This is a genomic window from Mesorhizobium sp. M0011 (assembly GCF_040324155.1).
In the GTDB taxonomy this organism is placed as follows: domain Bacteria; phylum Pseudomonadota; class Alphaproteobacteria; order Rhizobiales; family Rhizobiaceae; genus Mesorhizobium.
Genome location: NZ_JAMYVQ010000013.1, coordinates 17,770 through 31,703, shown reverse-complemented (window position 1 = coordinate 31,703; position 13,934 = coordinate 17,770). Strand labels below are relative to the sequence as shown.

The 13,934-nt window shown below is 63.2% G+C and carries 13 protein-coding genes, 1 pseudogene and 1 riboswitch; of the genes and pseudogenes, 6 read left to right on the top strand and 8 right to left on the bottom strand.

The annotated features are described in order from the left end of the window. Positions 1 to 52: 52 nt before the first annotated feature. Positions 53 to 481, bottom strand: coding sequence for a Fur family transcriptional regulator (locus NKK51_RS16115; RefSeq protein ID WP_023813521.1), 429 nt, complete (start codon positions 479 to 481; stop codon positions 53 to 55). A gap of 177 nt (positions 482 to 658) precedes the next feature. On the opposite strand from NKK51_RS16115, the gene NKK51_RS16110 reads away from it, so the two are divergent. The 4 genes from NKK51_RS16110 to NKK51_RS16095 all read left to right on the top strand — a co-directional run bounded on the left by NKK51_RS16110 (position 659) and on the right by NKK51_RS16095 (position 4,216). After that, positions 659 to 1,573, top strand: a complete 915-nt coding sequence (locus NKK51_RS16110) for a metal ABC transporter substrate-binding protein (protein WP_502902468.1) — start codon at positions 659 to 661, stop codon at positions 1,571 to 1,573. A 77-nt stretch (positions 1,574 to 1,650) separates the two neighbouring features. Beyond that, positions 1,651 to 2,511 carry a manganese/iron ABC transporter ATP-binding protein gene (locus NKK51_RS16105; protein ID WP_023813519.1) on the top strand — a complete coding sequence of 287 codons (861 nt, stop codon included), beginning with the start codon at positions 1,651 to 1,653 and terminating at the stop codon, positions 2,509 to 2,511. Beyond that, entirely contained in the window at positions 2,508 to 3,368 is an 861-nt protein-coding gene (locus tag NKK51_RS16100; protein WP_352553882.1) for a metal ABC transporter permease, read from the top strand. The genes NKK51_RS16105 and NKK51_RS16100 overlap by 4 nt, the downstream gene beginning before the upstream one ends. After that, entirely contained in the window at positions 3,368 to 4,216 is an 849-nt protein-coding gene (locus tag NKK51_RS16095; protein WP_502902467.1) for a metal ABC transporter permease, read from the top strand. Before NKK51_RS16100 ends, NKK51_RS16095 begins: the two co-directional genes overlap by 1 nt. Before the next feature lie 24 nt (positions 4,217 to 4,240). Here the strand turns inward: NKK51_RS16095 and NKK51_RS16090 are convergent. The 3 genes and pseudogenes from NKK51_RS16090 to NKK51_RS16080 all read right to left on the bottom strand — a co-directional run bounded on the left by NKK51_RS16090 (position 4,241) and on the right by NKK51_RS16080 (position 7,143). Beyond that, positions 4,241 to 5,226 (bottom strand): annotated as a pseudogene (locus tag NKK51_RS16090) (FecCD family ABC transporter permease). Between the two features lie 135 nt (positions 5,227 to 5,361). Beyond that, positions 5,362 to 6,309, bottom strand: coding sequence for an ABC transporter substrate-binding protein (locus tag NKK51_RS16085; protein ID WP_352553880.1), 948 nt, complete (start codon positions 6,307 to 6,309; stop codon positions 5,362 to 5,364). Positions 6,310 to 6,354: 45 nt separating this feature from the next. Further along, complete coding sequence (locus NKK51_RS16080) at positions 6,355 to 7,143, bottom strand: ABC transporter ATP-binding protein (RefSeq protein ID WP_352553879.1); 789 nt, start codon at positions 7,141 to 7,143, stop codon at positions 6,355 to 6,357. A gap of 162 nt (positions 7,144 to 7,305) precedes the next feature. Beyond that, positions 7,306 to 7,512: riboswitch (cobalamin riboswitch) on the bottom strand. A gap of 295 nt (positions 7,513 to 7,807) precedes the next feature. On the opposite strand from NKK51_RS16080, the gene NKK51_RS16075 reads away from it, so the two are divergent. After that, positions 7,808 to 8,641, top strand: coding sequence for an AraC family transcriptional regulator (locus NKK51_RS16075; RefSeq protein WP_352553877.1), 834 nt, complete (start codon positions 7,808 to 7,810; stop codon positions 8,639 to 8,641). A gap of 4 nt (positions 8,642 to 8,645) precedes the next feature. On the opposite strand, the gene NKK51_RS16070 is transcribed toward NKK51_RS16075, so the two are convergent. The 3 genes from NKK51_RS16070 to NKK51_RS16060 are packed head-to-tail and all read right to left on the bottom strand — an operon-like array spanning position 8,646 to position 12,262. Beyond that, entirely contained in the window at positions 8,646 to 9,785 is a 1,140-nt protein-coding gene (locus NKK51_RS16070) for a DSD1 family PLP-dependent enzyme (RefSeq protein WP_352553875.1), read from the bottom strand. Next, entirely contained in the window at positions 9,785 to 11,062 is a 1,278-nt protein-coding gene (locus tag NKK51_RS16065; protein WP_352553873.1) for a D-arabinono-1,4-lactone oxidase, read from the bottom strand. Before NKK51_RS16065 ends, NKK51_RS16070 begins: the two co-directional genes overlap by 1 nt. Positions 11,063 to 11,074: 12 nt before the next feature. Beyond that, positions 11,075 to 12,262, bottom strand: a complete 1,188-nt coding sequence (locus tag NKK51_RS16060) for an MFS transporter (protein ID WP_352553871.1) — start codon at positions 12,260 to 12,262, stop codon at positions 11,075 to 11,077. A 123-nt stretch (positions 12,263 to 12,385) separates the two neighbouring features. On the opposite strand from NKK51_RS16060, the gene NKK51_RS16055 reads away from it, so the two are divergent. Continuing rightward, a complete protein-coding gene (locus NKK51_RS16055) occupies positions 12,386 to 13,012 on the top strand; it encodes a TetR/AcrR family transcriptional regulator (RefSeq protein ID WP_352553869.1) in 627 nt (208 codons plus the stop codon). 67 nt (positions 13,013 to 13,079) lie between these two features. Here the strand turns inward: NKK51_RS16055 and NKK51_RS16050 are convergent, their stop codons facing one another. Then, positions 13,080 to 13,931 (bottom strand): ATP-grasp domain-containing protein, encoded by an 852-nt coding sequence (locus tag NKK51_RS16050; protein ID WP_128304811.1) that lies wholly within the window; start codon positions 13,929 to 13,931, stop codon positions 13,080 to 13,082. Positions 13,932 to 13,934: the final 3 nt, after the last annotated feature.

Sequence of the window (13,934 nt, the reverse complement as noted above, 5' to 3'; positions counted from 1 at the left end):
TTGCCGCGCCCAAAGCGGTTGCGGATGAGCATGGTGACGACCAGAAACCACGCTATTTAGCGCGTTTCCTGACATACAGTTCCAGCTTGTGGCGGACGATCTCGAAGCCAAGCTCCGACGCTATCTCGGCCTGCAGTTTCTCGATTTTGTCGGAACGGAACTCGATCACCTGACCGGTGTCGAGGTCGATGAGATGGTCGTGATGTTCACGGTCCGCGTTTTCGAACCGGGCGCGGCCCTCGTCGAAGGCATGACGCTGGATGGCGCCTTTCTCCTCCAGGAGCCGCAACGTCCGGTAGACGGTCGACAAGGAAATGCTGCCGTCGATCTGGTGGGCACGAGAATACAATTCGTTCGCGTCCGGATGGTCATGCGCATCCGCCAGCAGCCGCAAGATCACCTTGCGTTGTTCAGTCATCCGGACACCGGCGGCTTTCAAATTGCTCCGGAATCGCTCGAAAAGGTCGTTGTCCGCTTTCATCCGTCATACTTAGCCGCGTTGCCACGCGACTGCAATTAGCTACTTGCAAATCAGTTGCAACTGCAATATCAGATGCAAATCACTTGCATTAGCATGACGTGAGCAGCGCATGGGCGACGATCAACTCCAGTCGAAAGGCATCCGATGACTGTTTCTGCTTCCCCAACCCGCAGGACGATGCTGCGGGCGCTTGGCGGCCTTGTGGCCATCGGTTTTGCGACGATGGCGAGCCTCGTTCCGGTCATGGCACAGGAGACTCAGCCTTCGGCAGGGAAGGTTCTGCGCGTCGTGACGACGTTCACGATCATCCAGGATATCGCGCAAAACGTGGCCGGGACCGCGGCAATCGTAGAGTCGGTGACCAAGCCCGGCGCTGAAATCCACGATTATCAGCCGACGCCGCTCGACGTGGTGAGGGCGCAATCGGCCGACCTCGTGCTCTGGAACGGCATGAACCTCGAACGCTGGTTCGAGAAATTCTTCGACAACGTGAAGAACGTGCCGAGTGCCGTCGTCACGGAGGGCATAGAGCCGATGGGGATCAAGGAGGGACCTTACGAAGGCAAGCCCAATCCGCATGCGTGGATGTCGCCGAAGAACGCCCTCATCTATGTCGAGAACATCCGCAAGGCGCTGTCCAAGGCGGATCCGGCAAACGCCCCGGTCTATGCCGCCAATGCCGCCGCCTATTCGGAAAAGATCAAGGCAATCGACGAGCCCATGCGCAAGCGCCTGTCGGCGATCCCAACGGACCAACGCTGGCTGGTTACAAGCGAAGGCGCTTTCAGCTACCTGGCACGCGACTTCGATCTGCGCGAAGCCTATCTGTGGCCGATCAACGCCGACCAGCAAGGCACCCCGCAACAGGCGCGCAAGCTGATCGACCTGGTGCGCGAGAACAAGATTCCGGTGGTGTTCAGCGAAAGCACCATTTCCGACAAGGCGGCCAAGCAAGTCGCGCGCGAAACCGGAGCCACCTATGGAGGCGTTCTCTACGTCGATTCGCTGAGCGAGGAAGACGGCCCGGTTCCGACCTATCTGAAGCCTCTCGAAACCACCGTCGAGACGATCGTCCAGGGGTTCGGCGGGTGACCGGGGTTCGCACCGCGCTCGCTCCGGACAACAGCCATGATCGAACATCGACCGGTAGCGGCCGGGTCGTTGCCTCCATCGACGTGGACGACGTCACCGTCAGCTATTCAAGCGGGGTCACGGCCGTACACTCCGCCTCTTTCAGGCTCGGCGCCTCCACCATCTGCGCGCTGGTCGGCGTCAACGGCTCCGGCAAATCGACGCTGTTCAAGGCGCTGATGGGCTTCCTGACGCCGTCGACCGGAACAGTGCTTATCGCCGGATTGCCCGTCCACGCAGCGCTGAAGCGCGGCCTAGTCGCGTATGTGCCGCAGAGCGAGGATGTCGACTGGAACTTTCCGGTGCTGGTGGAAGATGTCGTCATGATGGGCCGCTACGGCCACATGAATTTTCTGCGTATCCCAGGCAGAGCCGATCGCATGGCGGTCGACGCGGCACTGGAACGGGTCGGCATGACCGATTTTCGCAAGCGCCAGATCGGCGAACTGAGCGGCGGCCAGAAGAAGCGTGTGTTCCTGGCGCGCGCTCTGGCGCAGGGCGGCGAAATCATCCTGCTCGACGAGCCGTTCACCGGCGTCGACGTGCAGACCGAAGCAGCGATCATCGATCTCCTTCGGTCGATGCGCGACGACGGCAAGCTGATGTTGGTGTCGACGCACAATCTCGGCAGCATCGTCAATTTCTGCGACCATGTCGTCATCTTCAACAAGACGGTGCTGGCCTTCGGACCAACAGAGACAACGTTTACGCAAGCCAATCTTGCGAAAGCTTTTGGCGGCGTGCTGAGGCATCTGCGCCTCGGCGGCGCCGATCTTCATGACGACCCCGACGCTCGCCACCTGACCGTGCTGACCGATGACGAGCGTCCTCTGGTGCTTTACGGCGAGCGGGATCAAGAGAAGATGATGAAGCCCGACAGCGGATCGCCAGCCCCGTGATCGACATCCTGCTGGAACCCTTCACCTACAACTACATGGCCAAGGCCATCTGGGTCAGCGCCCTGGTCGGCATGGTCTGCGCGTTCCTGTCCTGCTATCTCATACTAAAGGGCTGGGCCCTGATGGGCGACGCGCTTGCCCACTCGGTGGTGCCGGGCGTTGCGGCCGCCTACATGCTGGCCCTTCCCTATGCCGCCGGCGCATTCGCCTCCGGCCTCATCGCCGCACTCGGCATCACCTTGGTGCGGCGCGTGACGCAACTTCGCGAGGACGCCGTGATCGGCCTTGTCTTTACAACGCTGTTCGCTGGCGGGCTGCTGATTGCGTCGATCAGTCCGACCTCCGTAAACATCCAGTCCATCGTACTCGGCAACATCCTCGCAATCTCCGACGAGGATGTAACCCAGGTCATCCTCATCGCAGCGGTTTCGCTGGTTGTATTGGGGCTTCGATGGAAGGATATGATGCTGGTGTTCTTCGACGAGAACCATGCGCGCGGCGTCGGCCTGAATCCGTGGCGGTTGCGGGTCCTGTTCTTCGTGCTGCTCAGCGCCTGCATCGTCGCCGCGCTCCAGACCGTCGGCGCGATCCTCGTGATCGCGATGGTGGTAACGCCTGGCGCCACCGCCTATCTGCTTACCGATCGGTTCGGCGTCATGATCCTGCTCGCGATGGCGATCGGCGCGGCGACGAGCGCGGTTGGCGCCTATCTCAGCTTCTTTCTCGATGGCGCGACTGGCGGACTGATCGTGGTGCTGCAGACCGTGGTCTTTCTGATTGCCTTCGTCTTCGCACCCAAACATGGGCGGCTCGCCGCACGCCGGGCGGCACGTGCCGCATCGCAGGTCGCGTCATGATGACGATCTGGTCCTGGATCGCCGAACCGCTCAGCCACGAATTCATGCGTCGCGGTCTCGCCGTCGCCGTTCTGGTCGGCGCCATTTGCGCAGTGTTGTCCTGCTATCTCGTCCTGAAGGGCTGGTCGCTGATGGGCGACGCCGTTTCGCATGCCGTGCTTCCGGGTATCGTGCTCGCCTATATCGCCGGGATCCCGCTTGCCTTCGGCGCCTTCGTGGCAGGACTTGGCTGCGCGCTGGCGACGGGCTACCTCAAGCAGCACAGCCGGATCAAGGAGGACGCAGTCATGGGCATCGTCTTCTCAGGCATGTTCGCGTTTGGCCTGGTGCTGTTCGTCAAAGTCGAGACCGACCAGCATCTCAATCATATCCTGTTCGGCAACATGCTCGGCGTCCAGTGGCGCTACGTGATCGAGGCGGCGGTCATCGTCGTGCCGGCGATCCTCATCGTTCTGGCAAAACGCAAGGATCTGCTGCTTTATTGTTTCGATCCGGCCCATGCGCGCGCGATCGGCCTGCCGGTCAACCTGCTGCATTTCGGGCTGCTGACGCTGCTCGCGTTGACCATCGTGGCCTCGCTGAAGGCTGTCGGGATCATCCTTGTCATCGCCATGCTGATCGCGCCGGGAGCGATCGGCTTTCTTTTGACGAAGAGCTTTGAGCGCATGCTCGCCATTGCCGCCGCGGCCGCCATCGGGTCGAGCGTCGTGGGAACGATTCTCAGCTATCACATCGACGCAGCCACCGGCCCGACGATCGTCGTCGTTCAGGCCGGCGTTTTTTTGCTTGCCCTGTTCCAGTCGAAGCGCCCAAAGCAACGGGTGCAACTGGGCATTTCGGGAGAGTAATCGCGGCCCTGACCCAGGCCGCACTCAAAGCCGGTTGCGGATCAGCATGGTGACGACGAAGAACGCGCCGACCGAGCTGGTGATGATGCCGATCGGCAGTTCCTGCGGCGGCAGCAGCGTTCGGGCCAGAAGATCGCTGGCCAGCAACAGCACGGCGCCGAAGACGGCGCAGCTGGCAACCAGGCGCAGGTGCAAGGGGCCCGCCAGCGGCCGCGACAGATGCGGGATCATCAGCCCGACGAAGCCGATGACGCCGGCGACCGAGACCAGGATCGCCGTCGAGAAGGCGGCGACGAGAAAGGTCATCCTTCGCATCCGCGCCACCGGCACGCCCAGGCTTTCGGCGGCGTTTTCGCCGGCCAGGAAAGCATCGAGCCGGCGGTGGTTCCACAGCGCGTAAGCCAGAATGGTGCCTGCTCCCAGCGCGCCCAGCCAGATATTATCCCAGCGCGCCAGGCCAAGGCCGCCCATGGCCAGAACAGCACGGAGTGGGCGGCGCGCTGATCGCCGGCAAAGACAAGATAGTTGGTCAAGGCGGTGAACATGAAGGACACGGCAAGGCCGGCAAGGATCAGCCGCTCCGGGCCTTGCCCCCTCACCCGCGCAACCAGCAGCAGCACTACGCCGGCAGCCAATATGCCGCCGGTGAAGGCCGCGACCGGCAATGTCCAGATGCCGAAACTGTCGCCGAAGACGGTGATGACGGAAACCGCACCCGCGGCGGCGCCCGACGACAGGCCGAACAGGAACGGGTCGGCAAGGTCGTTGCGGGTCACCGTCTGCAGCAGCGCACCGACGACGCCGAGACCGGCCCCGACGCAGATGGCCAGGATCGTGCGCGGCAGCCGCAGGTCGACCACGATCTTGCCGACCGGCCCGGCCACGTCGTGCCCGCTGAAGCCGACTGCGCGGCCAAGCGCGGCAACAACATCGGTCAGCGGGATCAGCGTCGAGCCGTAGGCGATCGACAGCAGAGCGAGAGCGGCGAGCGCCGCCGCCCCCGCCAGCATGGCCAGTGCAAATGCCGTATGGCGCAAGCCTGGAAATGCGTCGTGTCTGTCAGGACGCGTGCGACGCACTTCCAGGATCTTTTGTTCATGCATGTCGTTGCCCCAAAACCGCTGCGCACTTTTGGGCCACAGGCATCAAAACGCTTCCGGATGCATGGCCTTGGCGATCTTGTCGATCGCTTCGATGTTGGCCGGGCCCGGCGTCAGTTCGGCATAGCGCAGGGCGACGAAGCGCTCGTTCTTGACCGCGTCCGTCTCCTTCATCGCCGGATGCGCCTTCAGGAAATCGAGCAGTTTCCTGTAGCCACCGCCATCCTGGTAATCGAGCAGGATGAGGAATTGCGGATTGCGCGACGCCACCGTTTCCCAGTCCGTATTGCCCCAGCTGGTGTCCATGTCGGCCATGATGTTGTCGCCGCCGGCGGCTGATATCATGGCGCTGGGGATGGCGAATTTGCCTGCGGTGAACGGCTTGTCCTCGCCGGAATCATAGAGGAAGACCCGCGTTCCCTTGGCGTCGCCGACCTTGGCGGTGATGTCGGCGAGCCGCGTCTTCCAGCCGGAGACAAGCTTCTCAGCTTCGGCCTCCTTGCCGAAGATCTTGCCCAGTTTCTCGACATCGCCATAGAGCAGGTCCATCGAGGCGGCAGGGCGGCTCTTGTCGAGATGGACGCAGCTTTCCGTCAGCACCAGCGTCTTGATGCCGTGCGGAGCAAGCGTGTCGGGCGTCACTTCACCACCCGGCTTCATGCCATAATACCAGCCGGCGAAGAAAAAATCGGGCTCGACCGCGACGAGGTTTTCGAGCGTCGGATATTTCGGCGCCAGTTCCGGGATCGAACCCTGCTCGGCCTTGAACTCAGGACCCACCTTGTACCATCCGGTGATGCCGGTCAGGCCGACGATCGACGGCTGCAGTTTCAGCGCGAAAGCCATCTCGGCCATGTTGAGATCCTGGATGACGACGCGCTTCGGCGGCGCATCGAAGGTCAGCGGCTTGCCGCAGCTGTCGACAGTTACCGGGAAGGCCAGGGCTGTCGAGGCCAGCAGCGAGAAGGCAAGCGAAAAAGCAAGGCGTTTCAAGGGTTTGCTCCTGTGGACGGGATGATCGATATGGGACGGCTTCAATCAGGATGGCGGCGCGGCACGGTTCGGAACATCGAACACCGTCAGTTCGCGGTCTTCGGTCGGATGGCGCAGACGCAGCACATCGATGCCGAAAATTTCGCGAATCAGCTTTTGGGTCAGCGCTTCGCGCGGTGCGGCGAGCGCTTGCAGACGGGCATGGTTCATCACCGCCACCCTGGTGGCGAACGGTGCCACCAGCGCCAGATCGTGCAGCACCGCGATCACCGTCATCTCGAAGCCTGCCACGAGGTCGAGCAGTTCGCCGCGGGCGCGCGGGTCGAGATGGTTGGTCGGCTCGTCGAGGAACAGGATCTTTGGCTGCTGGGCGATGGCGCGGGCCAGTTGGGCGCGCTGGCGCTCGCCGCCCGACAGCGAGCCGATGGTGCGGCCAAGCAGCGGCAGCAGGCCGGTCCGGCGCAGCGCATCGACGACAATGTCACGCTCCTCGCTCCTGCGCCGTAGCCGAGCGTGCGGGACCCGGCCCAGCTCGACATAGTCGATCACCGCCAGCCGCGGATCGGGCTGGTCGGCCTGGCCGACAACGGCGATATGCAGCGCCCGCTCGGCGGCGGAAATCCCGTCCAGCCGGCGCCCGCCGAGGTTCACCTCGCCGGAGCTCGGCCGCAGCATGCCCGACAGCATGCGCAGCAGCGTCGTCTTGCCCGCGCCGTTGGGACCGATGATGGCTAGGCGATCGCCAGCGGCCACCGAGAAGCTGACCGCCTGGACCAGATCCCGCCCATTGGCCATGGCGCAGAGGTCATGTGCTTCGAGAAGCGCTACGGTCATCGGCTGCCCGCCAGATTGCCGGGATGGCAAAGCGTGCACACGATGATGCGATGATCGATAGACCCGTCCAACTTTCCGTCACTTTCCAAAACTGGCGACGGAAGGAAGCTGGCGAAGCGGCCGACAAGACCGGGATTCGCGTTTCCTCCCGGCACACCCCGTCCGGTCAACTCAGTGATGGCAGGTCTCCTGGCTCGCGGGTCGTTGCGCCATCCTGCCTTCCCAGCCTTGCCGGCCAGTGGCATTCACGGATTTTGCTCGCCGCTTACAGTTGCGGGGGCAGCCACGGCCTCGACCCCTGGGGATCTCACCGTGTTCCCTTTTCACCCCTCGCCTTTCGACTCGGGGACCATCACCGCTTCAGCGTAGATTTCCCCCAATCGCTTCGCAATGGATTTCTCGGACGGAGTGGTGGGCCGGCTAGGGGAAACATGCATTTCACGCTCTCGATATGTAATAACATTACGCATTTAGAGGATGCCGCCTGGCGCTGTCAAGCGAAGCCTGCCGAATTTGGCTCGTCGGCGGCAAGGGGCGCTCGACCGCTGTGCCATATCGGTGTGCGACTGTGACGGGATCGGTTCGATTGCGCGGGATGCGCAATTTCGATCAAACTGGCCGCGCCAGGAAACGGCAGGATGATCTGGCCAATGCGAGGAGCAAAATGAACCCGACCGAGAAAGCGCTGTGGTTCGTCGAAAGTCATCTGCCGGAGGCGATCTCGCTTGACGATATCGCGCAAAGCAGCGGCGTGTCGCGTTTTCATGTGACGCGGGCTTTCGGCGCTGCCACGGGCCGCTCGGTGATGGGCTACATGCGCTCACGCCGGCTCACCGAGGCGGCGCGCAAGCTGGCCGGCGGGGCGCCCGACATTCTCTCCGTCGCGCTCGACGCCGGCTACAACTCGCATGAGGCGTTCACCCGTGCCTTCCGCGATCAGTTCGGCACCACGCCGGAACTGGTGCGCGCGCAAGGCACACTCGACAAGCTCGACCTCGTGGAGCCGATCCTGATGGACCAGTCCTTCCTCACCAATCTCGAACCACCGCGTTTCGAGACCAGCCGGCCGTTCCTGATCGCCGGCCTCGGCGAACGCTACAGCTGCGAAACCAGCGCCGCCATTCCGATGCAATGGCAGCGCTTCGGCCCCTATATCGGCAACATTCCGGGCGAGGCCGGCGACGTCGCCTATGGCGTCTGCGTCAACGGCGACGATGCCGGCAATTTCGACTACATCGCCGGCGTCGAAGTGTCTGATTTTTCCGACCTGCCCAAGGAATTCAGCCGGGTGCGGGTGCCGGCGCAGAAATATGCGGTCTTTGCCCACCGCGAACACATCTCGACCATCCGCCGCACGGTCAATACGATCTGGAACAAATGGCTGCCGGCTTCCGGCCACGAGATATCGGATGCGCCGGAATTCGAACGCTACGGCCCTGAGTTCGACCCACGCAGCGGCAATGGCGGGCTGGAGATCTGGATACCGGTGAAGGCGTAGTCGGTCAGGCCATCGGCAGCGCCGGCCAGCGATCGACTATCCCGCCGCCGGAAAACACAGCGATCGACCCGAACTGCTGCAGCACGGCTTCGCTCTGCGTCGGCCTTAGAAACGCGTAGTCGCCGGGCTTTGCGGTCGCGTCGGCGGGCAAGCCCATGAATTGCTGGTTGGAGGACAGGCCGAGCAGCCCGTTCGCCTTCATGCCTTCGGGGAAGACGGGCTCGGCCATCCACTTGCCGCCATAGAGATAGCAGCCCTTGCGCGGGAAGCGGCCGAGCGCCTGCAGCAGGCGGGTGACGGCCGGCGGGCCAGGCAGCATCGGCTCGACCATTTTCAAGATCGGCGTGGCGATGAAGGCCGCCGGCTGGAAGCCGTCGAGGCCTGGCGTATCGAAATCACTGGGCAGCACGAAGGCCGAGCCCATCGAGACCTCGTTGGCCATGCCGCCATGATGAAGCAGCGCGGTCTTGCTGCCGCCGATGTTCAGGATACGGCGCTGGTCGGCGCCGAGACAGGCGACGAACGCCGAGGCCTCCGCCGACGCCTTGGCCAATGCCTTTGCCGGTCCGCCGAAAAGGCCGGGAATGAGCGGCGCATGCGCCTCGTAGGCCATGACGCCTTCGCAATGCAGCCGGGCCGGCAACGCGCTCAACGCCTTCGACAAGGCCTCAGGATTGGCGAACCCGCCGCGATGCAGCCCGACATCGATCTCGAAAGCGATGCGCAGGCCGATGCCGAGTTCGCCAGCGAGGGCGCCATATTCCGCCAGTCTCTCCTCGCTGTCGATCAGCCAGCAGACACGCGACCAGTCGACCACGCCCCTCGAAAGCACAGCCCTTGCCGCATCGACAGGCATCGGCTTGCCATACAGCAGATCGGCATCCGGAAACGCCTTCAGCACCGCCTCGCTGATCGGCGGATGGAAGGTCATGAAGCGCTCACTGCCGAGCGCCTTGCCGATATGCGCAAGCAGCGGCAGGCAGGCGAGCGATTTGTCGACCAGCCGCACGGCCAGGCCGGGATCCAGTCTCTCCTTTACCAGGGCAATGTTGCCGTCCAGCCGGTCGCGATCGAGCAGCAGGCAGGGCTGGAAGATGCCGGCTTCCTTCAGCGCATCGGACAGGGTGGAAAAATAGGTGCTCATCATTCGATGCCGAACAGGCCGGCCATATAGGGCGTGACGAAGCGGTTTTGCGGATCGACGTCGCGGCGCACCGCCATGGCATCGTCCCAGCGCGGGTAGAGCTTTTTCAGATCCGCCGCTTTCAGGCTGTGCATCTTGCCCCAATGCGGCCGGCCGCCATATCTGCGGAAGATCGGCTCTGCCGCCCGCATGAACGGCAACGGATCGTTCGCTGCATCATGGTGGATGGCGATGGAGCAGGTCAGCCTGTTGTAGAATGGCGAAAGCCAGAACTGGTCCGGCGCGACCGAGCGCACCTCCATCGGGAAATAGACCTCGGGAAAACGCTTCTCGGTCAGCTCGATGATCTCGGCCAGCGCCTTCGGCCCTTCCTCGAACGGCAAATGATATTCCATCTCGTTGAACTTGGTCTGCCGGTCGCTGGCATAGACGTTGAGCCAGTCCTGCACGTAGTCCTCGGCCGGCAATTTGGCGATGGCGCCCAGGATCAGACGGCCACGCAGCGATGGCAGCCAGGCAAGTGAGGTGCGCAGCCTGCGCAGTGTCCTCAAACCCGCCTCGTCCTCTTCCGGCGGCCGTGTGGTGGGTGCGGCGTCGCTGAAATCGCTGGCGATGAACTGCGCATAGCCGGAAAACGGAATATAGTAGAATTCGGCCGAGCGATGCGCGGCCATCATTGCCTCGAAATCGCGCAGCATCTCGGTGATCGGCAGCACCCATTTGCGGCGGCGCAACCGGTAGGTCGCGATGTTGTTCAGCGTCACTTCGGTGAGCACGCCGAAAGCGCCGAGCGCGACACCGATGGCATGGATCATGTCCTGATCCCCTGCCCGCTTGAAGTCGCGGAGCTTGCCAAGCCCGTCGACGATCTGCACCGTCTCCAGTTGCGTGTGATAGGCGCCGAGCGTCGGTCCCGAGCCGTGCGTGGCTGTGCCCAGCGCGCCGCCGATCGCCTGGCGGTCGATATCGCCCATGTTGGGCAGGCCCTGGCCAATACCTTGCAGGATGCCCATCAGCGCGCCGAGCCGGGTTCCTGCCCGCACCCGCGCCTGATGTTTTTGCGCGTCGTGCGAGACCAGCCCTTCCAGTCTCTCCAGGGACAGGATCGTGCCCTGCGATTTCACCAGCGGCGTGAAGGAATGACCGGCGCCGGCGACGCGCACCGGGCCAGGCGCGGTCCGGACGAGATCACCGAGCTCACCGGCATCGCCGGGGCTGGCGATCAGCTTGGGCTCGGCACTTACAAAGCCCGACCAGTTGCTCCAAATGTTTGACATCCCACTCCCCGCTCAGGCAACCGCACGACGGCGACGTGACACAAGGACGAAGAGACCGAGCAGCGCCACGCTGGCCACCGCACTGGCGGCGGCGAATTCCGGCACCGGCCGGAAATCCTTGCCATCAATGAGCAGCGACGCCGCGATGGGTCCGATTGCCAGGCCGAAAAGTTGGGCTGCCGGCACCAGCAGCACGGCGGTGCGTGTCTCGTCGGCGGTGATCGCCAGACGGATCTGGTAGGGCACGATGAACAGCAGGATAAAGCCCATGGCCAGGGCAGCGACCCAGAACGTCGTCAGGCCGGGGCTACTGGCAAGAACCAGGGAACTGACAAGCGCGACGACGCCGATCGCCGCGATGGCAAGGCGATAATCGATGCGCGCCTCGAACGCGGTCGCCGTCATCGCCCCCAGGACCTGCACCGCGAGGCTGGCCGAGACGATCAGGCCAACGGTGCGGCCATCGATGCCGTATTGCGCGCCAAGCGGCTCCAGAAAAGCCCAGACCGCGCCGAAGAACATGAAGTAGCAGAAGACCGACAACAGCGCGGTCATCGAGGGAACAGTCAGCACATTGGCCAAATTCTCTTCCTTGGGCAGGTCGGCATAGTCACCGGGTACGGTGAAGGCGACCGCCAGCGACACGACGCAGACGACGGCAAGAACGATGAAGCCGCCCGCCGACCCGGCGGCCGGAATGACATAAAGCGCCAGCAGCAGGGCAAGCGCGCATTGCGCCAGCGTCTGCATGGTGACGAAATAGCCGCCGATGCGCTCGGCGCGCCGCGAGCGGGCGATCAGTTCGGTGGCGATGGCGACCAGACCGCCCTCGGCGAGCCCGGCCAGGGCGCGGGCCGCGATCAGCGTGTTGGCGGTTGCGGCATAGGCCGTCCACACATTGGCCAGCGCCAGCAGCAGCAGAAGGACGGCACTTTTCCAGCGCATGTTGTGCGCCGAGAGCAGCATCGCCACGACAGCCGAACCGATGGCAATGGCGATCATCTCGGCGGTGGCGACCAGCGCCAGTTCATCGCCGCTGACATGACCCTCGGTGTAAAGGGCGCCAAGCAGCACCGGCTGCAGGCCTAGAATGAGCAGGCCGACCGAACCGATCCACAGGGCAGACGCCAGCTGCCGGCCGGTCGGATTGCCGACCAGCCAGTCGCCGCTGCCTGCATGGCCGGTATCTGTCGAAGCCAAAGGCGCCTCCCAACGTCCTTGCCGTGCGGCAAAAAAGCTGACAACCTGTCAGTATTTCAGAAACTGATACTTGATCATATTTCTTGTCAACCGGAATTTGAAAACCGTGCGAAAGATCGGTGCATGACCGAATTGAAAAGAATGGCGACCGAGCCGAGGCGCAGGCCCAAGCAGGAACGCAGCCGCGAGCGCATCGACGCGATCCTGTCGACGACCATGCGGCTGATCGGGGAAAAGGGTATCGACGCCGTCACCATGAAGGAGGTCGGCATGCTGGCGGGCGGGCCGATCGCCACCGTCTACCACTATTTTCCCAACAAATCGGCGATCCTGGCGATGCTCTATGAGCGGTTTTCAGAGGTCAGCCGGGCACGGCTGACGACGATCATCGCCGAAATCCACGAGGCGAAGGATGTGATCGTGGCCGCTGACCGGCTGCTCGATGATTATCTCAACCGTGTCGCCGGCGATCCGGCCATCCAGGATCTGCAGAACGCCATCCAGGCCGACAAGGCGCTCAAGAACCTCGACATCGCGGAAACCCGGTACCAAGCCAAAATGTTCTGCGACCACGTCATCGCCTTGCTCGAGCCCGAGAGGCGCGAGCAGTTCGAACGCATGGTTCTGCTGATCTTCCAGCTCGCCGGCGGCGTGGTGCGCCTGGCGCTCGCCGAGGGCGAACCGGAAAGCCGCCAGACCATCGAGGATTACCGGTCTATCATTCACACCCAGCTGCGGCTGTTTTTGTAGCCGTGGCGATCGTCAGCAAGCTGCCGCGAATGAGAGGTGTCGGGCATCGCAAGCATCAGAACGCCCGCTATGCGACCTGGCGGACTAGGGCTTCGAAGCCTTCGGCAAGATTGGCATTGCCGGCAGCGAGAAACGCAGAAAGATTGCGGGCGCCACCGGGCGTCTTGTTGGCATCAAGCAGCACCGCCCTGCCCTCATGCATGACGAAATCGAACTTTCCGTAGTCAAAGCCAAGCCGGCGCCGCAACGTGCGAAGCTCGTCGGGAACCGGAACCGGCTCACGGCGGATCGTGTCGTCTCCCTTGACGAGGCTCTGCGGCGAGACATGGCGGGTGCAGCGCTCGCGCTCGCCGCAGAATATCCAGAAGCGGGCTCCAAAGCCGTCCGCCTCCGGCTCGGGAATGAATTTTTCGACGACGAGATCGCTGCGGTCGAAGACCTCCGGCGCAACATCCGAAAGGGATGCATAGACGCGATAACCCTCGATGAGCTCGACGCCGGGAAACGGCTTCGGCTTCCCGGCTCGCAGCGATCGCCGGTTGAGCGCTTGCTCCCGCATCCCGAGATTGTTGAGATTGCTCTTGACGATGACCGGTCCTTGCCAGTCGTCCTCCTTGCCGATCACCGCGCCACTGACGCGTCGCTTGGAGATGTCGGCGGCTCCGATGTTCAGGCAGAAGGGAAAAGCGCGTGCGTATTCGACATATTCGGGGGGCGTCACAGTCGCATCGACGTGCAGCACCGCGATGTCGGCCTCCGGCTTTGCCGACGTTCCGGGGATTATGCGGACGGAATGACCGCGTCGCTTCAGTTCCTCCAGCAAACCGAAAAGCATATAGGAGCTCCGGCGGCGAAACAGCAGGCCACGCCGGCGTTCGAACCTGTCGAACTCATGCGTAATAACCGCGATGCGTGTCATGCG